This window comes from Lachnobacterium bovis DSM 14045 (assembly GCF_900107245.1).
In the GTDB taxonomy this organism is placed as follows: domain Bacteria; phylum Bacillota; class Clostridia; order Lachnospirales; family Lachnospiraceae; genus Roseburia; species Roseburia bovis.
The window spans coordinates 17,820-41,753 of sequence record NZ_FNPG01000027.1; the positions used below are offsets into that span (position 1 = coordinate 17,820).

A 23,934-nucleotide genomic window follows, 5' to 3' on the forward strand; every position below is an offset into this window, starting at 1 on the left:
ACCTTAATATTCAGTAATAGTGCATTTTTTTATAATAATTTACAAAAAATTAATATTATGGTATATATTTATTTTGAAATACATAGTATAATAAAATAGTATGTAGTGGATACAATACTACTGATTAAAGGAAGATGACGTTTTTAATGTCAAAAATATATAGTAAGGTGAGATAAATGAACAACAACAATTTTAATGACTTAAAAGATATAAAATTTAATATTCCAGGCAAAAAAGAATTACTATTGATTCAAGGAAATGAATTTGTTTATAAAGTTGGAATGATGGTTTTCTTAGCAATTATTATGTATGAAGTTTTTAAGGGAGAACGCATTTATGCAACAAATTCGCATGTATGTATGTTTCTTTTCTGGCTAGTGGGAATGTTCTTCCATGGATATATAAAATACAAATATGGAATTATTAGAAAAAAAGACAGAAAATAATAAAAATAAATTTGCATTTTTGCGCAATAAAGTATATTATATACTTTGAAGAGAATTTTATATAATTAATTTCAAAGAGGAGGTATACGATTATGGCAAAGAAAGAGACTTTAAAGGTCGAAAAGGAAAAAAAGGTTACAACTACAAAAAAAGAAACAAAAGAGGTACAGATTTATTTTCAGTATGGAGACAGAGAGGTTAACGAATCTGATGTAAATGAAAAAATAAAAAGTGCACTCGAAGAGCAGGGACATAAAGAATCTATTAAGACAATGGATATTTATGTTAAACCAGAAGAAAATGCAGCATATTATGTTGTAAACAAAACAGAAACAGGAAAAGTTGAATTATTCTAATGAAATAGATAGAATGATGCTTTAGTAAATAATATTTAATCAATAATTTTTAAGTTATACATTTTGGATCAATTTAAGATACATTTTCAAGTATGATCATGAGAAATATGAAGATTATGAGTAATGAGAAGAGATTTTTATCACTATGTAATCGTTAGTATTAAATGATATATTTGTAAAATGTAATCTTGATTGGTTCATTTTTTTTGTTTAAAAACTAATTGACGGCTTTAATAAAAATAACACTCAAAATGGAAACTTTCCGTTGTTTCAACTAAAAAATACTAAAAACCTGAAAAAAAATACGCCGAAAAATAGCGCAAAACGAGTAGGTTTTCTAGAAAACCTCGAAAAAACGCGAAATTTTACTTGTCATCACATTCGTCAGGATGTATATTATAGTTAAGAAAAGACATATCATGTTGTGCAATAAAACGAAAAAGGAGAAAGTTTATATGAAAAGAAAGAGTGAGTTTATGAAAAAAGGTATGAGTGCTTTTTTGGCTGCAGTAACAGTTATTACTTCTATGGGATTAGGAAATGTAGAGGTTAATGCTAGTACAACAGAAAGTAGCAGTTTGCAGGAATCATTTGGATTAAAAAAGAATGTACAAGATGGTGTAATATTACATGCTTGGGATTGGTCTTTTAATAATATAAAGGATCATATGTCAGAAATTGCAAGTGCAGGTTATACAACAATTCAGACGTCGCCAATTCAGCCATACAAAGAAGCAAGCCAGCCAGGAAACAAAACAAATAGTAGTTGGTGGCTTTTCTATCAGCCAACGGATTTTACTGTTTCAAAATCAAAGAATGATAATCTTCTTGGAACAGAAGCTGAATTCAAAGAAATGTGTAAAGAGGCTGATAAGTATGGAATAAAGATTATTGTAGACGTTGTAGCCAATCATGTTGCAAATAGAAGCGATGGTGTAAACAGTTATTATCAGGGAATTTCAAATAATTTAAAGAGAAATGATTTCTTCCATGATTTAGGATTCCCAGGAATTGATTATAGAAATAGATATACTATAATCAATCATTCTATGGGAGATGGAGAGGTAAAATTATCGGATTTAAATACAGAAAATGCTGATTTACAGAATTATATAGAACATTTTCTAGAAGAATGTATCGATGATGGTGCGGATGGATTTAGATTTGATGCAGCAAAACATATTGGTGTACCAAAAGATGGAGCACAGTATACATTTTTCCCAAATGTAGTAGGTAGAGCTAAAGCTTACTATAAAACAAAGACTGAAAGAACAGCTGATGAGTTATACTGCTATGGTGAAATTCTTGATGAGCCAGGCGGAGACACAAAAAGTGCAAATTATGTACCTTATGTGAATGTGACAGATAATAGAACAAGTGCAATAATTAGAAACGGTGTAAGTGGAAATCCAAGTGCTGCAGCTACAAGTTATTATCAGAATCAGGTTAGTCCATCAAATAATGTTTTATGGGCTGAATCTCATGATGAGTATCAAAACGAAGGTGGTGCAACTAGATACACTGACATTTCTCAGATTAAAAAAGCTTGGGCAATGGTTGGCTCAAGAGCGAAGGCAACAAGTTTATTCTATGCAAGAACAAATGGTTATAGAGCTGGTAATATAGGTGATATTACAACAAATGATTGGAAATCAAAAGAAGTTGTTGAAATTAATAAGTTCCATAACAAATTTACATCAGAAACAGAGTATTTATCATCAGAAGATGGAATTGCTTACAACGAAAGAGGAACATCAGGTGTTGTACTTGTAAATTGTTATGGTGGTTCAAAATACGCTAATGTTAAAGCAAATAAGATGAAAAACGGAACATACTATGATGCTATCACTGGAAATGAATTTAAAGTAGAAAATGGGAAAATTAGTGGTCAAATAGGTGGAAGTGGTATAGCTGTAGTTTATAATAAAGGCGAAATTGTTATTCCACCAGTACAATCATCTCATAGAGTTTACTTTAAAGCACCATCTAATTGGAATGGAAATGTTTCTTGTTATGCTTACGGAGACAAAGTTTCAAATGCAAATTGGCCAGGAGAAAAAATGCAGTATGATTCTGCTAAGAAGCTATACTACTATGATGTAGATGGAAAATATGATCATGTAATGTTTACAGACGGTGTTAATCAATATCCAGGAGCTAGACAAGAAGGCTTGAAATTCACAACAGATGCAAAAGAATGGATTTATGAAAATGACTCATGGAAAGAATATAAAGAAGATCATAATGTTGGAAGTGAGTACATTATTTATTTCAAGAATTCATACAATTGGGGAACACCATATGCATATATGTGGAATGATACAAAGAATGGTTTGATTACAAACAGTGCAAATTGGCCAGGAGAAAAAATGTTTGTTAAAGATGCTTCGAAAGGTATTTACGGAATTAAAGTAGATGCTTCAAAAGGATTCAACCATATCATTTTCAGTGATTGTGGAAGAAATCAGACTGTTGATTTAGATATAAGCTCAAGTAATAAAATCTACGACATTCAAACAAGAACATGGAGTGACTACAAATAAGTTATTTGTAATATTAATGCTTAAAAAAACAGTTAAACAACGCAAATAAATTAGCTTTATAGTATTCATTTATATAATATTATTGAAGGGAAATGAAAGTTTTAAATTCATTTCCCTTTTTAGTTGAATTATAGTTATTCTGTTTTATTTGCTTGATTTATCTGTTTTTATTTTGTAAAAAAGAAGGGATTTGTATATCGTATGGTTCCTTGCTTGGTTTTACTGGTTCAGGTTCTTTTAAAACACTAGTTGTTTCATAAACTTGTTGTTTTTTATCTAAAGTGTTAGAAGTCACATTGCGTTTTAAAGAATCCATTGAAGCAGATGCTACAGTATGGTTTGAATAAATACTAGTATCCTTCATTCCAGTAGCAATAATGGTAATAACAATTTTATTTTCATCAGCCATTCCATTTTGAACAGTACCCCATATGATATTTACATCTTCCCCAGCTAGCGCTTGGACATACGAGATAGCATCATTAATATCTAAAAGGTTTACATCACCGCTTGAGTTTATCAAGATATTTGAAGATCCTTCGATATTGGTATCGAGTAATGGTGATTCTAACGCCTGCTTGAAAGCATCAATTATTTGACTACTGTCATCTACAATTCCAATTCCTAAATGACCGATTCCTTTGTTTTCTAAGGTTGTTTTAAGATCGTTGAAATCTAGATTAATCATTCCATTGTTAAAAATAATACTAGTAATACTTGTTATAGTGTATCTTAAAACATTGTCAGCTAAAGCAAAAGCGTCATTTAAACCAAGTGGTTTATTTGAAACAGAAATATTAATTAACTTATCATTTGGAATGACAAGTAATGTGTCGATGTTTTTCTTTAGATTTTCAATTCCGTGTTGAGCTACCTTATAACGAGGAGAACCTTCAAATTTAAAAGGTAAAGTTACAACTCCAATGGTTAGAATTTTTTTCTTTTTACAAATTTCAGCTATGATAGGAGTTGCTCCAGTTCCAGTTCCACCGCCCATTCCGCAAGTTAGAATTACCATGTCGTAATTATCGACAAGTTTAGAAATTTCATCAGCACTTTCTGCGGCGGCAGCTTCTCCAACAGAGGGATTAGAACCAGCACCATATCCTTTTGTTAGTTTTTCACCTAATTGAATTTTATATTTTACATCACAACAATCAAGAATTTGCTTGTCTGTGTTAAAAATCGCATAATCAACATGGTTACTATTGATGTTTGCCATTCTTTTTATAGCATTATTTCCACCGCCACCGATTCCAATTACAAGAATTTGTGGTTCTAGAGTATTATTTACCGTTGTATTTAAAATTTCCATTATAGTCACCTCAATTTAGTTAATAAAATAAGTTAAAGAGTTCATAAAATAATTAAAAACAAGTCAGTTAAAATATAATTATTTATTGAATTATTAATATTTTTTAGTTTTATAGTTTTAAGCTGTATTTACAGAGTAATAACATATATTTGTAGAATATAGTTTTTTATGATATTTGAAAAAATATTTCATTTAATCAAATTCGCACTTTTGCGAATTATCTAATTTATAATATAGCTTTTATGCAATAATTAGTCAACAAAAAATTGCAAAAATGCGAAAACATATTGAAAAAGAAAAAATACTATTGTAAAATATAATCATAAATTAACAATTAGGTCGGAGGTTGTAATGTCAATAGGAGAACGTATTAAGCAACGTAGAAAAGAAAAGAAGATTTCTGTTGATTTTATTGCCAGAGAATTAGGCGTATCAAGTTCAACAGTATATAGATATGAGGATTCATCTATTGAAAAAATACCAATTAGGGTATTTGATAAATTATGTGAAATTTTAGAAGTTACACCGGCAGAGCTTATGGGAAATAGTGCAGTGCCATGTAAGATTGTAGAAACGAATCCTCTTCCAGAAAAGTTTAATAATCCACAAGACGCGATGGAGTTTATACTTAAAACTCCTACGTTAGCAGCGTATGGAGGGTATGATCCTAGCAGTATGACAGATGAGATGATAGTTGAGTTTGCAAATGAGTTATTAAGACAATTTAGATATGTGAGTCTTAGTTTTAAAGAGAGGTACAATAAAAAGTATGAAGAAGAAGGACATTATTAATTTAGCGAGAGAAATTAAACAAAATTGGCAAACTAATGATCCTTATGTTATAGCTAAGAAAATTGGTGTTTTAGTATTTAATGGAGCTAATGTAAGAGGTTTTAAGGCACATACTATTAAATTGGGCTCGTATCCAACTACAATTTGGATTAATGAAGCATATACAGATGTTTCCAAAAAAGTTTTATGTGCTCATGAGCTCGGACATGCCATCTTGCATCCGGATAATATAAATTATTTTGGTGTAACTCCGCAAAATGTCACTAAAAGTGTTGAATATGAAGCTAATTTATTTGCATTGGCTTTACTAGTAGATGAAAAAGATTTAAGTATGCCATTAGAGAATCTTAGTTCATATGCAGTGAAAAGTGTATTGGATTACAATATAAAACTACAAGATAAAAATTAAATTTTTATAAAATTTTTATAAAGAAATATAAATATTCTAAACTTTATATTAAATAGTCGTGACTATTATTGATGCTAATTAACATCTATGATATCATTTTTGAAGTTGAGAAAAATTTGACAAATGATAAATAGTTAGGAGAATTGTGTAATGGCTAAAATATTAATTTGCGACGATGCTGAATTTATGAGACTTATGATAAGAGACATACTTGAAAAAGAAGGACATGAGGTTGTTGGTGAGGCTGATAACGGAAATACTGTAGTTGAATTATATAAGCAATTGTCCCCAGATCTTGTTGTTATGGATATTACAATGCCTGGAGATAATGGAATTAAAGCATGTGAAAAAATTATGGATTTTGATAAAGATGCAAGATTGGTAATTTGCTCGGCTATGGGACAAAAGGCGATGGTAGTTGATGCAATTAAAGCAGGTGCGAGAGATTTTATTACTAAGCCATTTAAAGAACCTAGAATTATTCAAGCTGTAAACAGAGTGCTTGGTTTATAAAATATTTGTAGGATAACTAGTTTTTATTATCGTTGCCAAGTTTTTGTTTGAATCGGAAACAGATAAATATTGTGATTTTTTGTTTGAATAGATATATTGTGTTGTGTATTAAGTTAGTATTATAATTAAGTTGCTTGTATAAAAATAGGGTAATCACTTGAAATTTATAATTGATTTCACGTGCTACCCTTATTTTTATGCCTCATAATCTTTTTTATATGCTCTCAAAGATTCAATCATTTCATCTAAAGTTGCTTTTGTAACATTCATTTTAGCTAATGTAGAATTTAAAACATCATTCAATTCAGCATTGATTTCATCTTCGGATTTCGTATAAGTAAATGTCTTAGCCGATGTTGAAGTAGGCTCAGACTGTTTATTATCAGAAATAGTTGTTGTTGTTTTCATATCATCACCTAGGTAATTTAAAATTTTTTTGACATAGTTTTGAGTTTCTTTAAAAGGAGGGATTCCTCCATATTTTTTCACATTACCGCTACCAGCATTATAAGCAGCTAATGCAAGCGAAACATCTCCATTATACATAGAGAGCTTATCAGCAATATATTTTGCACCACCCATAATGTTTTCGCGTGGATCATATGAATTGCTAACCCCTAAAGATTTAGCAGTTGCAGGCATAAGTTGCATTATACCAACGGCACCGGCGCTGCTTACGCATTTAGGGTTAAAATCAGATTCAGCCTTAGCAATACATTTTAATAAATTAATATCAACATTATAAGTTTTTGAGGCCTCTTCAAAATATTTTTCGTATTCGCTTGGATACTTAAAACTTCCAACTTTGCTATTACCTGACGAATATGTCACAGTTGTAGTACTAGTATTTTTGGCAGTTGAATTATCAACTGTATTAGTTGTTTCTAAAGTTTTTTTATAATTATTAACAGCATTTGAAGCAGCAGCCAAAATGCTATTGAATTCATTTAAAGTTTTATTATATTCATTAGTTCTAGCTGTTTTCAATTGTTGCTTAACAAGGTCATAATCTAAATATGGTACTATTGAAATACTCATATAATTCTCCTTTCGTAAACACTTCATGATTAATAAGTTGTGCCAACATAGAAGCTTGTATGAACTATATCGGCATATTATTGTTTACATTAAGGAGTAAAGAAAAATATATTTTATGAAAATTTAATAATTATAGTGATATTAATTCTTATATTATGTGTCATTAAAGAATAAACAGCAACAGTATAGCACATTTTCACAATAAAAGGTAGTAAAATCAAAATAGGACTTGAAAAAAAATATATTTTAGTGTATCCTTGTGGAGAAATATCTTTTATCATATTAAAGTAAAAAAGTACAAGAGTAATAGATAATGAAAAAATATATATAAGAAGTACATAAGACATAATAAAAAGGTATTATATATGATAAAAAAATAATTAGGAGGATTTATGAAAAGACCATTTGTTACAAAAGAGCAAGTTGAGAATATTGTAAAGAAATATCCTACTCCATTTCACTTATATGATGAAGAAGGGATTAGAAAGAATGCAGAAGCGGTAAAGAAGGCTTTTTCATGGAATAAAGGTTTTAGGGAGTATTTTGCGGTAAAGGCCACTCCAAATCCATATATTTTAAAAATATTAAATGAATATGATTGTGGATGTGATTGCTCATCATACACAGAGTTAATGCTTTCAAAAGCTATTGGTGTTACAGGACATCACATTATGTTTTCGTCTAACGATACACCAAAAGAAGAATTCGTATATGCAGATAAATTAGGTGCAATTATTAATTTAGATGATTTTACACATATTGAGTTTTTAGAAGATGCAATTGGACATATTCCAGAGACAATCAGTTGTAGATATAATCCAGGTGGAGTATTCAAATTAAGTAATGGAATTATGGATAATCCAGGTGATTCAAAATATGGAATGACTAAGGAACAATTATTTGAAGCTTATAAAATTTTAAAGAGCAAAGGAGCTAAGAATTTTGGAGTTCATGCTTTCCTTGCAAGTAATACTGTAACTAACGAATATTATCCACAATTAGCAAAACAGTTGTTTGAACTTATTGTTGAATTGAGAGATGAGACAGGATGCGATATTAAATTTGTTAATTTATCTGGCGGCGTAGGTGTTCCATATGAACCAGATAAAAAAGGAAATGATATTTTTGAAATTGGTGAAGGTGTTCACAAAGCTTTTGATGAAATTCTTGTTCCAGCTGGTTTAGGTGATGTTGCAATCTTTACAGAGATGGGAAGATTTATGTTAGCACCATATGGTTGCCTTGTTACAAAAGCTATTCACGAAAAACATATTTATAAAGAATACATTGGAGTTGATGCATGTGCTGTAAACTTGATGCGTCCAGCAATGTATGGTTCATATCATCATATTACAGTTTTAGGAAAAGAAGATGCTGAATGCACAAATGTATATGACGTAACAGGATCATTATGTGAAAATAATGATAAGTTTGCAATAGATAGAAAACTTCCTAAAATCGATATGGGAGATTATTTGGTAATTCATGATACAGGAGCGCATGGTTTCTCTATGGGTTATAATTACAATGGTAAATTAAAATCTGCTGAATTGTTGTTAAAGAAAGATGGAGATGTGCAGTTAATAAGAAGAGCAGAAACTCCAAAAGATTATTTTGCAACATTTGATTGTTTTGATGATTTAAAAATAGAAGAGTAGAAGTATAAAACAGAAAATCAAAGATAAAGAAAAAATAATAATAAAAACAAGTAACTGATTTTTGTGAAAAGTGTTAACAGAAAGTTAAATTTTGAGACACTTAATTTTCACAATATAAAAATATAATGTTAGTATAGAAATTGTAAAGATAACTTTTTTTCATTTTTTTCATACTAACCTCCTTTCAAGGGCAGCTTAATTGGCTGCCCTAATATATTATTAATCCCATTAAAAAAAATATAAAAAACTTAATATAAAGTTTTATTTGGATATGATTTAGTATTGAACTAGTTTTGTATCCAAATGTAAAATATAAAGGGAAGGGAAAAAGAAAAAGACAAAAAAACGAAGGTCAACGTACAACCTTCGTTTGTATAGTGATTTGTTTTTTATATGCCGGCAGTGGGACTTGAACCCACACACGGATACCCGTAACAGATTTTGAGTCTGTCTCGTCTGCCAATTCCGACATGCCGGCAAAATTACTTAACGGTATAAGTTACAACACAGATATGTTATCATAATCATTAAAAAAAATCAAGAGTAAATTTAAAAAAAATAAAAAAAGATTAAAAAAAATAAAAAAAGATTAAAAAAATAAAAATTATAAAATAAGAATTATAAAAAAAATATTCATTGATTTTATAATTTCTTGTAAAACAAAGGGGGATTGAATTATAATTTAGGTGAGAGTTTGTTTATATGGAATGAAATAATATTTTGGTATGTTTACTTGATTGATAAGATTAATTGAAAAATATAATATAAAATATAGGGGAGAAAAATGGGGGAGAAACTAAAAATAATTTTTAAAAATACAAATTTATTTGTATTTGTATCTAAAAAAGAAAAAGTATCTGCAAAAAGAGCAGAGAGTAAATCTGATTTTAATTTACACATAAGAAATATTATAATTTTTTTGGCATATTTGATAAGTTGCGCATGTTGTTTTTATTTGATTGAATTTTTTGTACATAATCCTTTTGTAGAAGTCAGAACAATTCCACAGATATTGAATATTATACTTTTTGAATTGCTTGGATTAGCAATTCTATTTATTGTTGGCTCAATAAAATTTGCTTTACGAATTATGTTGAGCTGTTCACTTGTGTTTGGGTTAATAAATTATTATGTTTTGAAATTTAGATCAACACCATTTGTGCCTTGGGATTTATGGTCAATTAAAACCGCTAAAAATGTCGCAAGTAATTATAATTATGCACTAAGTACTAATGCTATAATAGTTATAATTTGCTTTTTTGTATTTTTTTTATTGTCTCATTTTTTAGATTTTAAAGTAAAAAACATCAAAATAAGATTATTGGCAGCAGTTATGACTGTATTAGGTGTTTTTATGTTGGCTCAGATGGTACAAAATGATGATAATAGTTATAAATTGGATCTGTATCCTTTTTTATTTACACCAGATTATATGAATAGGGTAAACGGGGCAACAATTACTTTTACAATGAATTTAAAGTACTTAAAAATAGATAAACCAAGCGACTATAGTAAACAAAATGTAAAAAATATTTTAAAAGAATATCAAAAAAACAAAACAGATAATGAATTTAAAAAAATAAAATTTGAAAATAAGGATAAGAAAAGAATAAAAGACTATCCAAATATTATAGTTGTTATGGACGAAGCATTTTCAGACTTAGAAATATTAGGTGATATTCATACAAATGAAGAGTTATTGCCAAATTTAAAAAAACTGCAAGAATCCGCTTCTTATAATATAAAAAATGCTGCAGGAAACAATATAAAAATTCAAACGGGATATCTTAATGTTTCTGTATGTGGAGGAAATACAGCTAATACGGAGTTTGAATTTTTGACTGGAAATACTATGGCTTTTTTACCAAGTGGAAGTATTCCATACCAACAATACATAAAAAAAGACCTACAAGCACTTCCTAGGCAACTTAGAAACCTTGGTTATAAATGCTACGCTCTTCATCCATATTTTAAAGATGGATGGGAAAGACAAAAAGTATATCCAATGTTAGGTTTTGAAAAATTCTATTCATTAGAAAACTATGAAAATCCTGAATATATACGAGATTATATATCAGATAGAACAGTTGTTAATAAAATAATTGAGTTGTATGAAAAAAAAGATAAAAATGATAGGTTGTTTTTATTTAATGTAACAATGCAAAATCATGGAAGTTATTATGAAGAATTTAAAAATTTTACGCCATCGGTAAAAGTTGTTGGAAGTAGTAATTTTTCATTAAAACAGTATTTATCATTGATAAATAAAACGGATAAGGATTTGGACACCTTAATTAGATACTTCAAGAATAAATCTGAAAAAACTATAATAGTTTTTTTTGGTGATCATCAGCCCTCTGATAGTGTGGTAAATACAATTTTTGAGTTGAATGGTAAAGATACATCGAAATTAGATTTACAAACAATAAAAAATAGATATAAAGTTCCATATGTGATTTGGGCTAATTATGATATTAAAGTGCAAAATAACAAAGAATTAAGTGTTAATTATTTGGCAACAGATGTTCTTAAAATGGCAAATATTCCTACAAGTCCATATCAGAACTTTTTATTCGATTTGCAAAAAAAACATAGTGTAATTACTAGCATAGATAAACCCAAAGATGACAAAATGCTGAAAAAATATAAAAATATACAATATTACAATCTTTTTGATAATTAGAAAAATTAATTTGTATCGGAGGAGAAAAAAATGGGGAAGTTTTTAAAATCGTTAAATAAAACATCGAAAAAAAATCCATGTTTGGCTTTTTTTATCACCTTTTTTGTATGTGTTGCAATATTGATTTATAAGAATGTTTATCCATTTGGGGATAGATGTATTCTTCACATAGATTTGTATCATCAGTATTATCCTTATTTTTCAGAGTTTCAAGATGTACTAAGAAATAATAAAAGTATGCAGTTCTCTTTTAATAATGGATTAGGTAATGATTTTTTGGCATTATTTGCCTATTATTTGGCAAGTCCACTTAATTTACTGCTTACAATATGGCCTCATAAATATATTATAGAGTTTATGACATTTTTAATTGTTATAAAAATTTCTTTTGCAAGTATGTTTGCATATAAATTTTTTATATATCATTTTAAAGTTGAGGAGAAAACAAATAATAAAAAAGAATTTGAAAAGCTCTACGCAGTTTGTTTAGCAGTAGCGTATTCTTTGTGTGGCTTTATAGCTGCTTATAGTTGGAATATTATGTGGCTTGATTCTTTTGCTTTGTTTTCGCTGATATTGCTAGGAATAGATAAAATTATAAGAGAAAACAAACCTGCTTGTTATTATACGTCGTTAGCTCTTTCAATATGGGCTAATTATTATATTTCAATCATGATTTGTATTTTTTTGGTGTTTTATTTTATTTGCATGCTTATAGAGAATACCGTTTTAGAAATAAAAGATATAAATCAAATAACAGAAAAAACAAAAAGATCAACTCCAATAAAATCTGTTATAAATTTTGCGGTTTTTTCTTTGTTAGCAGCTTCTACTTCTTCGGTTTTGATAGTATCTGAATTGAATGTATTAAAATACGCATATTCAGCAAATTCAGGTTTTCCTAAAAAAAGTACATGGTATTTTAGCTTTCTAACAGAATTATCAAGAATGTCATTAGGCTTAAAAGTTTATATTGATGACAATCATTTACCAAATCTATACACAGGTGTAGCATCAATTCTATTTATCCTATTGTATCTTTTTAACAAAAAAATAAAGATTGTAAAAAAGGTTCCGAGAATTATGATTATGGGCATATTTTTTATAAGTTTTTCTAATAATATATTGGATTTTATCTGGCATGGATTACATTTTCCAAGTTTTTTGCCAGCACGACAGAGTTTTATTTTTTCATTTTTGATATTATGTATAGTTTTTGAAACATTAAGAAATATTGAAGAAACAAGAATAAAGGATGTGCTTTGTTCTTTAATGATAATTGCGGCTGTGTTTATAATTCAATTCAAGAATAATGCTAATAACACAGAGTTGATGTTTCCGTTTTTAATCACAGGTGGATATATTCTAATATATTCAATATTGTTAATAGTTATAAAAAAAGTAAAAATACGAAAAACATTTCTAATATATTTAGCCACATTTGTTTTTTTGTCAGAATTAACTGTTAATATGGGATTGGTAAGCTTTGAAACCACAAGTAGAAGAGAATATCTTGCAAAAAGTGATGATTATAATAAAATAGTTGAGTATTTAAACAAAAGGGAAGGAAAAAAATTTTATAGAATTGAACAAAGTGAAAGAAAAACTAAAAATGATGCAATGTTGTATAATTATTCATCCGCAACAGAGTTTTCATCGATTTTAAATTATAACGTAAGTGGTTTTTACCAGAAATTAGGACTAGAAGGAGGAATAAACTATTACAGTTATTATGGCGCAACTCCAGTAATTTCAAGTATGCTTTCTGTAAAATACTATATTTCGACGGATGGTGACGACACAGATACTACCAAAAAAAAGATAAAAAAAATAGGCCCAAATTATATTTATGAGAATTTATACACTTTGCCAATAGGCTTTACTGTTCCAATAGGTAGCGATAAAAAGTGGAATGAAAAAGATGTTACAAAAATAGACACAATTAATTCGTTTGTAAATGATATTGCTCCAGAGAATAAAACAAAAAATAAAACAGGTTATAAAAATGACACACAAATCATACAAAACTATGAAAATAAAATGCAAAGTCAAGAAAACGAATTGCTACAGTTCTCATCAAATTTATTAAATATCCGACCTGGACAAACAACTATAAAAATAATCAGACCTGGTCATCTTTATGCTGTATACGATCATGTTGATATTGATTATTTAGATGAATACGTAGATGAAAAATTTAAAAAAACTTTTTCCTCTGTATCTAATGATTACATCTTAGATTTGGGAGATAGAAAACTTGGCGAAAAAATATATTTGAAAAATGATTCAAATAAAAAAATAAAATTTTATTTATATAATTTAAACGAGAATAAAATGAAAGAAACTTATAATAGTTTAAATAATGAAAGGTTCGAATTAAATTCAATTAATAAAAAAGGATTATTTAATGGTGTTACAATTACAGGAAAGCTAAAAACAAAATCTTCTAAGGAACTTGTTTTTAGCATTCCTTATCAAGAGGGATGGAAATGTGTTGTAAATGATAAAAAAGTAAAAATAAAAAAATTTAAAGGAACATTTTTAAAAATTCGACTAAATAAGGGAGAAAATAATATAAAATTAGAATATGAGACACCATATATTAGAATTGTGTTAGTTTGTTCAATTGCAAGTATAATAGCAGCAATTTTAATTATAAGGATTAAGAGAAAGATATATTAAAAAAACTAATATGACTTTTATTGAGTTGACAGAGAATACAATATATTGTATTCTAGTGTTGGTTAATGCACTATATAATGACAAAATACATTTTTGATTTTTATTCTTGATGTATTAATAGATAGTGGTATAATGTAATTGCAGGTAATTAGTAATAACAAACATAGGTTTAAGGAGGATAACTAGAAATGACAGACTACACACAATGGGAAGGCTTTGAAGGTAGAATTTGGAAAGATGAGATTAATGTTCGTGATTTCATTCAAAAGAATTATAAACAATACGAGGGTGATGAATCTTTTTTGACAGATCCTACAGAAGCTACAAATAAGTTATGGACAGCTTTACAAAAATTGCAAAAAGAAGAGCGCGCAAATGGTGGAATATTGGACATGGAAACTGAAGTAGTTTCGAGTTTAACATCATATGGTCCAGGCTACATAGATGAATCGTTAAAGGATTTAGAAAAGGTGGTTGGTTTACAGACTGATAAACCTTTAAAAAGAGCATTTATGCCATTTGGTGGAATTAGAATGGCAGAAGAAGCATGTACATCTAACGGTTATACACCAAGTGAAAAATTGCATGAAATTTTTACAAAATATTCAAGAACTCATAATCAAGGAGTTTTTGATGCGTATACTCCAGAGATGAAAAAAGCACGTCATAGCCATATAATCACGGGACTTCCAGATACTTATGGTAGAGGAAGAATTGTAGGTGATTATCGTAGAGTTGCACTATATGGTATTGATTATTTAATAGAAAAGAAAAAAGAAGATTTATCTAACTGTGGCGACAGAACTATGACAGATGATGTGATTCGCTTAAGAGAAGAGATTTCAAGACAGATTTCTGCACTTAAAGGATTAAAAGAAATGGCATCAATTTATGGTTTTGATATTTCTCAACCTGCTAAAAACGCAAAAGAAGCAGTACAGTGGCTATATTTTGGATATTTAGGTGCTGTAAAAACACAAAATGGTGCTGCAATGTCAGTCGGAAGAATTTCAACATTCTTAGATATTTACATTGAAAGAGATTTAGAGGCAAAACTAATAACAGAAGAAGAAGCACAGGAATTGATTGATCACTTAGTAATGAAGTTTAGAATGGTAAAATTTGCAAGAATTCCTTCATATAATCAATTATTCTCGGGGGATCCGGTTTGGGCTACATTAGAGGTGGCTGGAATTGGCATGGATGGTCGCTCTATGGTAACTAAAAATGATTATAGATTTTTACATACATTAGAAAACATGGGACCATCGCCTGAACCAAACCTTACAGTTCTATACTCATCTGCGTTACCAGAAAATTTCAAAAAATATGCATCCAAAATTTCAATTAACACATCATCAATTCAGTATGAAAATGATGATGTAATGAAGCCAGTGTGGGGTGATGATTATTCAATTTGCTGCTGCGTTTCTGCAACTCAAACTGGTAAAGAGATGCAATTCTTTGGTGCAAGAGCGAATTTGGCAAAATGTTTATTATATGCAATAAATGGTGGTGTTGATGAAAAAGAACACAATCAGGTAGGACCTGCATATAAACCAATTACATCAGAATATTTAGACTATGATGAAGTAATGGATAAATATATTGTAATGTTAGATTGGCTTGCAGAGTTATATGTAAATACTTTGAATTTGATTCAATATATGCATGATAAATATTATTATGAAGAAGAAGAAATGGCTTTAATTGATACGGATGTTCGACGTACATTTGCTACAGGAATTGCTGGTTTTTCACATGTAATTGATTCATTAAGTGCAATTAAATATGCAAAAGTAAAGGTTGTAAGAGATGAAACAGGGCTTGCAGTTGGTTACGAAACAGAAGGCGATTTTCCAAAATATGGAAATGATGATGATAGAGCAGATGAAATTGGAGAATGGTTATTAAAGACTTTCCTTAAAATGATAAAAAAACATCATACATATAGAGATTCCGAAGCAACAACGTCAATACTAACAATTACATCAAACGTTGTTTATGGAAAAGCAACAGGTGCAACACCAGATGGAAGAGAAGCATTTACACCTTTTGCACCAGGAGCAAGTCCATCATATGGAGCTGAAGAAAATGGTCTTTTAGCATCATTAAATTCAGTTGCAAAAATCCCATATCATTGGGCACTTGATGGTATTTCAAATACACAAACTATGAATCCAAATGCATTAGGACATTCAGAAAATGAAAGAATCAATAATCTAGTACAGGTTCTTGATGGCTATTTTGATCAAGGTGCACACCATCTTAATGTTAATGTTTTTGGAAAAGATAAATTATTAGATGCTATGGAACATCCAGAAAAAGAAGAATATGCAAACTTTACAATTCGTGTATCAGGATATGCCGTTAAATTTATAGATTTAACAAGAGAACAGCAATTAGATGTTATTTCACGTACATGTCACGAGCATATGTAAAAAATAAATATATGCAAAATATATATCAACGTAACGTAGATATAAATATATGCAAAATATATTTTATATAATAAAACATATTCAAAAAGGAAAAAATGAGTAATTTAATTGGAAAAATCAATAAGCTTGAAACATTTGGTTTAGTGGATGGACCGGGAGTACGCTATGTTGTGTTTCTCCAAGGATGTTCAATGAAGTGCAAATATTGTCACAATCCTGAAACTTGGTATGGTTCTGCTCCAATTGAAATGACGCCAGAGCAGCTTTATAAAAAAGCGCTTCGTTATAAAACATATTGGAAAAATAATGGAGGGATTACCGTAAGTGGTGGTGAAGCATTGCTACAATTGGATTTTGTAACCGAATTGTTCGAGCTGGCTAAAAAAGATGGAATACATACTGCCATAGATACTAGTGGAAATCCATTTAAAATGAATGAAGAATATTTAGAAAAATTTAATAGGCTTATGAGAGTTACAGATCTTTTTATTCTTGATTTAAAAGAAATCAACAACAAAAAGCATATAGAATTAACTTCACAGCCTAATGATAATATTCTACAGATGGCTCAGTATTTATCAAAAAATAATAAAAAAATGTGGATTAGACATGTTCTTGTTCCGAATTTAACAGATAATGAAGCTGATTTAAAAAAAATGGATGAATTCATTCGTTCTCTTAATACAGTAACGAGAGTTGAAGTTTTACCATATCATACACTTGGGGTACCAAAATGGGAAAAACTAGGAAGAAAATATCCATTAGAAGGTTATAAAATTCCAACAAAGGAACAGATAACAAAAGCAGAAGATATTCTACGAGTGGATTCATTTCCTGAAAAAGCATAGTATTAAAAAAGTAAACAGTTTTATATTATAAATATTTAATTTGACTAAAGTAAATAAAAGGAGTAGAATGAATCTTCGGAGAATTAAATAAGACAGTTCATTTGTACCATCCTGTCTCTAAACAAAACCAGGACTATTTGGATAAGATAGTTTAGGAGGGATGTACATTGTTTTTGTACATCCCTTTTTTAATATCGTTCAAGAAAAAACTCATGAGGTAAACATGATTCTAATAATATATAGATATTCTTAAATCCAAATTCTTGGTGATAATTTTCCATTATATAAAAACATTAAAGCTATTAAACAAAAAATAAATGTAAAATTTATAAAAATTAAGTAAAAGAGGTAGTAGTATGTATTCAGTAAGAACAGAGGGTAGTTTTGATGCTGCTCATTTTTTGGCAAATTATCAAGGAAAATGTAGAAATTTACATGGTCATAGATGGAGAGTAATAATAGAAGTAAAGAGTGAAACACTTGAAAATGGAATGGTAATAGATTTCACAGAAATAAAAAAAGATTTAAAAGATATGCTAGAGCAATATGATCATAGTTTAATAATAGAAGAAAATACAGCTAGTGAAAAATTATTAGAAGCGTTAAATGAAGATGATTATAAAATCAATATTGTTAAATTCAGACCAACAGCGGAAAATTTTGCACATTTCTTTTTTTCAGAATTAAAGAAAAAATATAATATTTCAAAAGTTAAAGTATATGAAACACCAAATAATTGTGCTATATATGAAGAATAGAATATTAATTTGCAGAATTTAGATGCAGTAATTAGAAAGAGGAACGGCGAATGGAAAATATTTCTTCGGATATTGAAAATATAACAAAAGAAATAAAAAAAGAAAAATCTGACACAATAACATACAAAGTAGTTGAAAAATTTGTCAGCATTAATGGTGAAGGACAAAAAGCTGGACAATTGGCTATTTTTATTAGATTTCAAGGATGTAATTTGAATTGTGTGTATTGTGATACAAAATGGGCAAATCAAAAAGAAGCAAAATACCATTTGATGACAGCGCAACAAATAATAGATTACATTAAATCAACAAATGTAAAAAATGTTACTTTAACGGGTGGAGAACCATTACGTCAAGAAAATATAATGTATTTGTTAGAGAAATTGTCATTGATTGAGAATATAAATGTTGAAATAGAAACAAATGGCAGTGTTAGTATAGCTGAAACAAAAAAAATAAAGAATTCACCAAGTATCACATTAGATTACAAGTTGCCTGACAGCAATATGGAAAAATATATGGATCTCTCAAATTATGATTTTTTAGAATCCAAGGATACTGTTAAGTTTGTTTGTAGTAGTATAAATGACCTGAAGAAAGCAAAAGATATAATTGAAAAATATAGTTTAACATCTAAATGTAAAGTGTATTTGAGCTCAGTGTTTGAAAAGATTACTCCGGCAGAAATTGTGGATTTTATGAAAGAACACAACATGAATGACATAAATTTGCAGCTACAGATGCATAAATATATTTGGGATCCGAATTTGAAAGGGGTGTAAATATGATTAATCAAGAAAATCAGGCAATTAAGAAAATTGATACTGAAAAAATAGAAAAAAATATTCGAGAAATTTTAATTGCATTAGGAGCAAATCCAGATTCAGAAGGTTTAAAAGAAACCCCAAAAAGAGTAGCTAAAATGTATGAAGAAGTTTTCGAAGGAATGAACTATACAAATGATCAGATAGCGGAGATGTTTAATAAAACCTTTAGTGAAGATATTAAAACAACTTCATCAAAAGATATGGTAATCGTGAAGGATATTGATGCGTTTAGTTATTGCGAACATCATATGGCACTTATGTATAACATGAAAATAGATGTAGCTTATATTCCAAATGGCAAAGTTATCGGCCTTAGTAAAATTGCCAGAATCGTTGATATGGTAACAAAACGTTTGCAGTTACAGGAACGAATTGGAACAGATATTTTAGATATAATGAAAAAAATTACAGAAAGCCAGGATATAGCAGTTATTATAAGAGCAAATCATAGCTGTATGACAGCAAGAGGAATAAAAAATATCAATTCAAGAACATATACACAAACTTTGAGTGGTAAATTTGAAGAAGATACAACACTATTAAACAGATTAACTTATGCATAAAAAATAATTGTACAAAGTTATAAAAGAATATGTACAGTTAAAATAAAAATAATACAGAAAAGAGGACGAAAAATGAGAGCGTTAGTATTATGTAGCGGTGGTATTGATTCATCAACTTGTCTAGCTTTGGCAGTAGATAAATACGGAAAAGACAACGTTGTAGCATTATCAATGTCATATGGACAAAAACACAAAAAAGAAATAGAAAGTGCAGAAAAAATTTGTAAATATTATGGAGTTGAATTATATAAACTAGATTTAAAAAAGATTTTTCAATATAGTAATTGTTCGCTATTGGAAAATTCAACAGAAAGTATTCCAAAGGAAACATACGCAAAACAACTTGAAAAAACTCATTCACAACCTGTTAGTACATATGTGCCATTTAGAAATGGTCTATTTTTGTCATCTGCAGCAAGCTTTGCATTGTCAAAAGATTGTGATGTGATTTATTATGGAGCCCATGCTGACGATGCAGCAGGTAATGCTTATCCAGACTGCAGTGAAGCTTTTAATAATGCTATGAATACAGCAATTTACGAAGGTAGTGGTAAAAAATTAAAAATAGAAGCTCCTTTTATAAAAGAAAACAAAGCCGGTGTTGTAAAAAAAGGTTTAGAACTCAAAGTCCCTTATGAATTGACATGGAGTTGCTACGAAGGAAAAGATGAGCCATGTTTAAAATGCGGAACATGCATTGATAGAATGAAAGCGTTTGAATTAAATGGTACAGTAGATCCACTCCTAAAAAATAGTATTAATTAAATAGACACATAAAATTAAATAGATACATAAAATTAAATAGAAAACAAAAAACATATATAGGAGAAAAATATGTCAACATTACGAAAAAAAGAAGAAATGAAAGATGTAACTTTATTAGGAAATAAAAATGTAAAATATGCAATGGATTATGCACCAGAAGTGCTTGAAACATTTGATAACAAACATCCAGAAAATGATTATTTTGTCAAATTTAATTGTCCTGAGTTTACAAGCCTTTGCCCAATAACAAGCCAACCAGATTTTGCAACTATTTATATTTCATACGTTCCAGATAAAAAAATGGTTGAAAGTAAATCATTGAAATTATATTTATTTAGTTTTAGAAACCATGGAGATTTTCATGAAGATTGTATGAACATTATAATGAAAGATTTAATAAAATTAATGGATCCAAAATACATCGAGGTATGGGGAAAATTTACTCCAAGAGGTGGAATTTCAATTGATCCATATTGCAATTATGGAAAAAAAGGAACTGTTTGGGAAAAAGTTGCATTTGATAGACTAGTCAATCACGATATGTATCCTGAAAAAGTTGACAACAGATAAAAAGTACTTGTATTAGAAATAATAAATTTCAAACTGAATAATGGTTAAAATGACGAAAAACACTCTCTCGTTCTGTGAAAACATATGAAAATTAAATAATTTTACAACAAAGGTCTCAAATATGTTATTATAATCGTAAGGTGATATAGGAGGGAAATTAAATGATTATAACAATTGCAAGAGAATGTGGAAGTTGTGGACATTTAATAGGAGAATATGTAGCTGAAAAGTTAGGTTTGGAGTTTTTTGATAGAAACACCTTAATTAAGATGGCAAAGGAAAATGGTTATTACGACGAATACTGTAGCTTTTTTGAAGAGCGACCAGTTAGTAGTTTATTATATAGCATAGCAAGAAGAAGCGAGGAATTTTTTCCAAGTGTTAGAGAAAGAAATTTTCTTAAAAGGTTAATTAAAGATAACGATAATTTCGTTATAATGGAGGTATGTGGTAATTACATATTCAAAGATGAAGGGGACACCACATCTATATTTATCCATGCTGACCAGGAATTTAAAACAAAGGAAGTTATGAAAAGAGAAAATTTGAATCTAACTGAGGCGATAAAACATATAAAAGATATAGAAATACGAAGGAGAGAGTTTCACAATTATTATTCAGGTGAAATCTGGGGAGATGGTAAGAACTATGATCTTTGCATAGATACTACATATATTACTCCAGAATTTGCAGCGGATTTGATAGTATCGTATATTAATGCAAAAAAAGGAAAAGATGTTACTGTGATGCACCGTAAATCCGATAAAGCAAAAGCCTAGTTTAAACAGAAAAAACATAACCAATAAAAATATTAAATATACATAATGTAGCTAATATAAAAATATTAAATATATATATAATATAGCTAACGTAAAAATATTAAATATATTTATAATATAGCTAACATAAAAATATTAAACATAAACTATAAATAAAACAACTACCCATTCAAAATCACTAAAGAAGAACTATAGTATTCTAATCGAGCGTTGAGATGTGAGTTGAAAACAATAACTTGCAAACAAAACACTTGTTTATAACTGCTATAGTTCTTTTTTTGTAAAAAAATGTGAAAAATACCAAATCAAAAAAATAATTAATAAAAAGTATAGCAAGACATAATAAAAGAAAGGAATAAAAAAGAAAAGAATAAATAATAAAAGAATAAATAATAAAAGAATAAAAAAATAAAAAAATAAAAGAATAAAAAAATAAAAAGTATTATAGAAAAAAAGAGAGTTGAAAAAAATAAAAAGTTAGTGTATAATAACACGTGTAAGAAGTAAAAAACGAGATGGTTTTGTAAGACTGATATGGCCCTTGGCGTAAAAAATATATGGTCATTTTAAATTCGTTATTATAATCCTAATTTATGATTCTAAAATGTACTTGTCAAAAAACTTTTTATAATATGTGAGTATTATAATTCCTTCTTTGAAAAATAGTAGTTTTTTGATGGCTCATAGTTTTATTGTGCCATATCGGGCGGGAAAATTATTCGTGTTTATTGTTAATAAGTCGTAATTCTGTGATTATAGTTAGGCGTGTTACAAATATCTAAACAGAATTGATAGTATAGAGGTGAAAAAAATGGGTACAATAATAGTAGGTGTAGTTTTAATAATAATTATTGCATTAATAATAAGAAGTATGATTAAATCCAAAAAATCTGGAAAATCATTATCGTGTGGTTGTGATTGTAGTAAATGTCATGGAGGCTGTCATAAATAATATAATATGTTGATTAAACAATAAACTGTTTATAAACATTATAGTAAGTAAAAATGATAATTGAAATGTAACGGTCATAATATATATAGCGATGCCCGAGTGTTGTGCAAAAAATTCACAATAATTTCAAAATATACAGACATAAAAAATGAAAAAAGATGTTGACGAAAGTGGGAAAAGATGATATTATAATTGAGCTGACAGCGAAGAATTCGCAAAAGTTGGAAACTCAAAATGTACACAAGAAGAACAATGGTTGTTATGAGTGTTCAGAAATATTTCATTTAAATAAAGATGAAAAAAATTCTAAAGATAAGGTTTTAAATAACCGATAAAGGAAGAGTGACGACTTTAGATTGCGGATGAGCTTCGATGGTCATCTTTTATCAATTGTTTATATAAATATTAATAAGCGATTGGTAATCATTTGTTTTTTGATTTTAAATGTTCGATTATTAGCACCTTGATTGGTAGCTGCGAATTAAAAAATAAAAACAAAAAAAGTGTTGACAAACACAAAGAAAGATGATAAGATATAGAAGTTGTCGCTGATAAGCGAAACGAAAACTTTGATAACTAAATAGTGAAAAACCTTGAAAGATTCTAAAGAGAATTATTCAAGTAATCAAAAGATTACACGAACAGCATCAAAAAAGATGCACCTTTAAAACAGTAACAAGGAAATTAGCCAAGCTAAGTTCTGAGAATCAAATTTTAAAATGAGAGTTTGATCCTGGCTCAGGATGAACGCTGGCGGCGTGCTTAACACATGCAAGTCGAACGAAGCGCATTGTTTGAATTCTTCGGAAGGAAGATAATGTGACTGAGTGGCGGACGGGTGAGTAACGCGTGGGTAACCTGCCATGTACAGGGGGACAACAGTTGGAAACGGCTGCTAATACCGCATAAGCGCACGAGATTGCATGATCTAGTGTGAAAAACTCCGGTGGTATATGATGGACCCGCGTCTGATTAGCTAGTTGGTAAGGTAACGGC

General features: G+C 28.9%; 21 protein-coding genes, 1 tRNA gene and 1 rRNA gene. 20 read left to right on the forward strand and 3 right to left on the reverse strand.

All coding sequences use genetic code 11. From position 1 onward, the window contains the following. Nucleotides 1-176: 176 nt before the first annotated feature. The 3 genes from BLV79_RS10280 to BLV79_RS10290 all read left to right on the forward strand — a co-directional run bounded on the left by BLV79_RS10280 (nt 177) and on the right by BLV79_RS10290 (nt 3,345). The gene (locus tag BLV79_RS10280; protein ID WP_074718702.1) at nt 177-446 is read left to right on the forward strand and encodes a hypothetical protein; all 270 of its coding nucleotides are present in this window, start codon (nt 177-179) and stop codon (nt 444-446) included. A gap of 92 nt (nt 447-538) precedes the next feature. Beyond that, entirely contained in the window at nt 539-802 is a 264-nt protein-coding gene (locus tag BLV79_RS10285) for a DUF6465 family protein (protein ID WP_074718703.1), read from the forward strand. Nucleotides 803-1,257: 455 nt separating this feature from the next. Continuing rightward, nucleotides 1,258-3,345 (forward strand): starch-binding protein, encoded by a 2,088-nt coding sequence (locus tag BLV79_RS10290; protein ID WP_074718704.1) that lies wholly within the window; start codon nt 1,258-1,260, stop codon nt 3,343-3,345. Nucleotides 3,346-3,502: 157 nt separating this feature from the next. On the opposite strand, the gene ftsZ is transcribed toward BLV79_RS10290, so the two are convergent. Then, nucleotides 3,503-4,660: a cell division protein FtsZ gene (ftsZ, locus tag BLV79_RS10295; RefSeq protein ID WP_074718705.1), complete on the reverse strand. Its 1,158-nt coding sequence runs from the start codon at nt 4,658-4,660 to the stop codon at nt 3,503-3,505. A gap of 351 nt (nt 4,661-5,011) precedes the next feature. Here ftsZ and BLV79_RS10300 point away from each other — a divergent pair, with 351 nt between their 5' ends. The 3 genes from BLV79_RS10300 (at nt 5,012) to BLV79_RS10310 (ending at nt 6,374) form a co-directional block, all read left to right on the forward strand. After that, a complete protein-coding gene (locus tag BLV79_RS10300; RefSeq protein WP_074718706.1) occupies nt 5,012-5,452 on the forward strand; it encodes a helix-turn-helix domain-containing protein in 441 nt (146 codons plus the stop codon). Continuing rightward, complete coding sequence (locus BLV79_RS10305) at nt 5,430-5,861, forward strand: ImmA/IrrE family metallo-endopeptidase (RefSeq protein WP_074718708.1); 432 nt, start codon at nt 5,430-5,432, stop codon at nt 5,859-5,861. The genes BLV79_RS10300 and BLV79_RS10305 overlap by 23 nt, the downstream gene beginning before the upstream one ends. Nucleotides 5,862-6,011: 150 nt before the next feature. Then, nucleotides 6,012-6,374, forward strand: coding sequence for a response regulator (locus BLV79_RS10310; RefSeq protein WP_074718710.1), 363 nt, complete (start codon nt 6,012-6,014; stop codon nt 6,372-6,374). A 195-nt stretch (nt 6,375-6,569) separates the two neighbouring features. Here BLV79_RS10310 and BLV79_RS10315 read toward each other — a convergent pair whose 3' ends face one another. Next, the gene (locus BLV79_RS10315) at nt 6,570-7,412 is read right to left on the reverse strand and encodes a lytic transglycosylase domain-containing protein (RefSeq protein ID WP_074718712.1); all 843 of its coding nucleotides are present in this window, start codon (nt 7,410-7,412) and stop codon (nt 6,570-6,572) included. Nucleotides 7,413-7,804: 392 nt separating this feature from the next. Here BLV79_RS10315 and BLV79_RS10320 point away from each other — a divergent pair, with 392 nt between their 5' ends. Next, nucleotides 7,805-9,070 (forward strand): diaminopimelate decarboxylase, encoded by a 1,266-nt coding sequence (locus tag BLV79_RS10320; RefSeq protein WP_074718714.1) that lies wholly within the window; start codon nt 7,805-7,807, stop codon nt 9,068-9,070. 394 nt (nt 9,071-9,464) lie between these two features. On the opposite strand, the gene BLV79_RS10325 is transcribed toward BLV79_RS10320, so the two are convergent. Beyond that, nucleotides 9,465-9,548: transfer RNA gene (locus BLV79_RS10325), tRNA-Leu, on the reverse strand. A gap of 306 nt (nt 9,549-9,854) precedes the next feature. Here BLV79_RS10325 and BLV79_RS10330 point away from each other — a divergent pair. The 13 genes from BLV79_RS10330 to BLV79_RS10390 all read left to right on the forward strand — a co-directional run. Further along, nucleotides 9,855-11,753: an LTA synthase family protein gene (locus tag BLV79_RS10330; RefSeq protein WP_083354553.1), complete on the forward strand. Its 1,899-nt coding sequence runs from the start codon at nt 9,855-9,857 to the stop codon at nt 11,751-11,753. A 30-nt stretch (nt 11,754-11,783) separates the two neighbouring features. Next, nucleotides 11,784-14,435, forward strand: coding sequence for a YfhO family protein (locus BLV79_RS10335; RefSeq protein WP_074718716.1), 2,652 nt, complete (start codon nt 11,784-11,786; stop codon nt 14,433-14,435). Nucleotides 14,436-14,623: 188 nt separating this feature from the next. Beyond that, on the forward strand, nt 14,624-16,876 hold the full coding sequence (gene pflB, locus BLV79_RS10340; RefSeq protein ID WP_074718718.1) for a formate C-acetyltransferase: 2,253 nt from the start codon (nt 14,624-14,626) through the stop codon (nt 16,874-16,876). A gap of 95 nt (nt 16,877-16,971) precedes the next feature. After that, complete coding sequence (gene pflA / locus BLV79_RS10345; protein WP_074718720.1) at nt 16,972-17,724, forward strand: pyruvate formate-lyase-activating protein; 753 nt, start codon at nt 16,972-16,974, stop codon at nt 17,722-17,724. Between the two features lie 356 nt (nt 17,725-18,080). Further along, the gene (queD, locus tag BLV79_RS10350) at nt 18,081-18,482 is read left to right on the forward strand and encodes a 6-carboxytetrahydropterin synthase QueD (RefSeq protein WP_074718722.1); all 402 of its coding nucleotides are present in this window, start codon (nt 18,081-18,083) and stop codon (nt 18,480-18,482) included. 50 nt (nt 18,483-18,532) lie between these two features. Then, nucleotides 18,533-19,264, forward strand: a complete 732-nt coding sequence (gene queE, locus BLV79_RS10355) for a putative 7-carboxy-7-deazaguanine synthase QueE (protein ID WP_330390000.1) — start codon at nt 18,533-18,535, stop codon at nt 19,262-19,264. A 2-nt stretch (nt 19,265-19,266) separates the two neighbouring features. After that, the gene (folE, locus tag BLV79_RS10360; RefSeq protein ID WP_074718723.1) at nt 19,267-19,872 is read left to right on the forward strand and encodes a GTP cyclohydrolase I FolE; all 606 of its coding nucleotides are present in this window, start codon (nt 19,267-19,269) and stop codon (nt 19,870-19,872) included. A 51-nt stretch (nt 19,873-19,923) separates the two neighbouring features. Then, on the forward strand, nt 19,924-20,637 hold the full coding sequence (queC, locus tag BLV79_RS10365) for a 7-cyano-7-deazaguanine synthase QueC (RefSeq protein ID WP_278320475.1): 714 nt from the start codon (nt 19,924-19,926) through the stop codon (nt 20,635-20,637). A 69-nt stretch (nt 20,638-20,706) separates the two neighbouring features. Next, on the forward strand, nt 20,707-21,207 hold the full coding sequence (queF, locus tag BLV79_RS10370) for a preQ(1) synthase (protein ID WP_074718726.1): 501 nt from the start codon (nt 20,707-20,709) through the stop codon (nt 21,205-21,207). 161 nt (nt 21,208-21,368) lie between these two features. Continuing rightward, on the forward strand, nt 21,369-21,986 hold the full coding sequence (locus tag BLV79_RS10375) for a cytidylate kinase-like family protein (protein ID WP_074718727.1): 618 nt from the start codon (nt 21,369-21,371) through the stop codon (nt 21,984-21,986). Nucleotides 21,987-22,797: 811 nt separating this feature from the next. Continuing rightward, entirely contained in the window at nt 22,798-22,938 is a 141-nt protein-coding gene (locus tag BLV79_RS10385; protein ID WP_074718729.1) for a FeoB-associated Cys-rich membrane protein, read from the forward strand. Between the two features lie 158 nt (nt 22,939-23,096). Further along, nucleotides 23,097-23,273, forward strand: coding sequence for a hypothetical protein (locus BLV79_RS12800; protein ID WP_159429350.1), 177 nt, complete (start codon nt 23,097-23,099; stop codon nt 23,271-23,273). Between the two features lie 380 nt (nt 23,274-23,653). Further along, a 16S ribosomal RNA gene (locus tag BLV79_RS10390) occupies nt 23,654-23,934 on the forward strand; the annotation flags it as partial.

Coding starts and splice junctions, on each gene's coding strand:
- pflA (WP_074718720.1), top strand. CDS start 16,972: ATGAGTAATTTAATTGGAAAAATCAATAAGCTTGAAACATTTGGTTTA.
- ftsZ (WP_074718705.1), bottom strand. CDS start 4,660: ATGGAAATTTTAAATACAACGGTAAATAATACTCTAGAACCACAAATT.
- BLV79_RS10320 (WP_074718714.1), top strand. CDS start 7,805: ATGAAAAGACCATTTGTTACAAAAGAGCAAGTTGAGAATATTGTAAAG.
- BLV79_RS10375 (WP_074718727.1), top strand. CDS start 21,369: ATGATTATAACAATTGCAAGAGAATGTGGAAGTTGTGGACATTTAATA.
- BLV79_RS10310 (WP_074718710.1), top strand. CDS start 6,012: ATGGCTAAAATATTAATTTGCGACGATGCTGAATTTATGAGACTTATG.
- pflB (WP_074718718.1), top strand. CDS start 14,624: ATGACAGACTACACACAATGGGAAGGCTTTGAAGGTAGAATTTGGAAA.
- BLV79_RS10280 (WP_074718702.1), top strand. CDS start 177: ATGAACAACAACAATTTTAATGACTTAAAAGATATAAAATTTAATATT.
- BLV79_RS10315 (WP_074718712.1), bottom strand. CDS start 7,412: ATGAGTATTTCAATAGTACCATATTTAGATTATGACCTTGTTAAGCAA.
- queE (WP_330390000.1), top strand. CDS start 18,533: ATGGAAAATATTTCTTCGGATATTGAAAATATAACAAAAGAAATAAAA.
- BLV79_RS10385 (WP_074718729.1), top strand. CDS start 22,798: ATGGGTACAATAATAGTAGGTGTAGTTTTAATAATAATTATTGCATTA.
- folE (WP_074718723.1), top strand. CDS start 19,267: ATGATTAATCAAGAAAATCAGGCAATTAAGAAAATTGATACTGAAAAA.
- BLV79_RS10335 (WP_074718716.1), top strand. CDS start 11,784: ATGGGGAAGTTTTTAAAATCGTTAAATAAAACATCGAAAAAAAATCCA.
- BLV79_RS10330 (WP_083354553.1), top strand. CDS start 9,855: ATGGGGGAGAAACTAAAAATAATTTTTAAAAATACAAATTTATTTGTA.
- BLV79_RS10305 (WP_074718708.1), top strand. CDS start 5,430: ATGAAGAAGAAGGACATTATTAATTTAGCGAGAGAAATTAAACAAAAT.
- BLV79_RS12800 (WP_159429350.1), top strand. CDS start 23,097: ATGTTGACGAAAGTGGGAAAAGATGATATTATAATTGAGCTGACAGCG.
- queD (WP_074718722.1), top strand. CDS start 18,081: ATGTATTCAGTAAGAACAGAGGGTAGTTTTGATGCTGCTCATTTTTTG.
- BLV79_RS10290 (WP_074718704.1), top strand. CDS start 1,258: ATGAAAAGAAAGAGTGAGTTTATGAAAAAAGGTATGAGTGCTTTTTTG.
- BLV79_RS10285 (WP_074718703.1), top strand. CDS start 539: ATGGCAAAGAAAGAGACTTTAAAGGTCGAAAAGGAAAAAAAGGTTACA.
- queF (WP_074718726.1), top strand. CDS start 20,707: ATGTCAACATTACGAAAAAAAGAAGAAATGAAAGATGTAACTTTATTA.
- BLV79_RS10300 (WP_074718706.1), top strand. CDS start 5,012: ATGTCAATAGGAGAACGTATTAAGCAACGTAGAAAAGAAAAGAAGATT.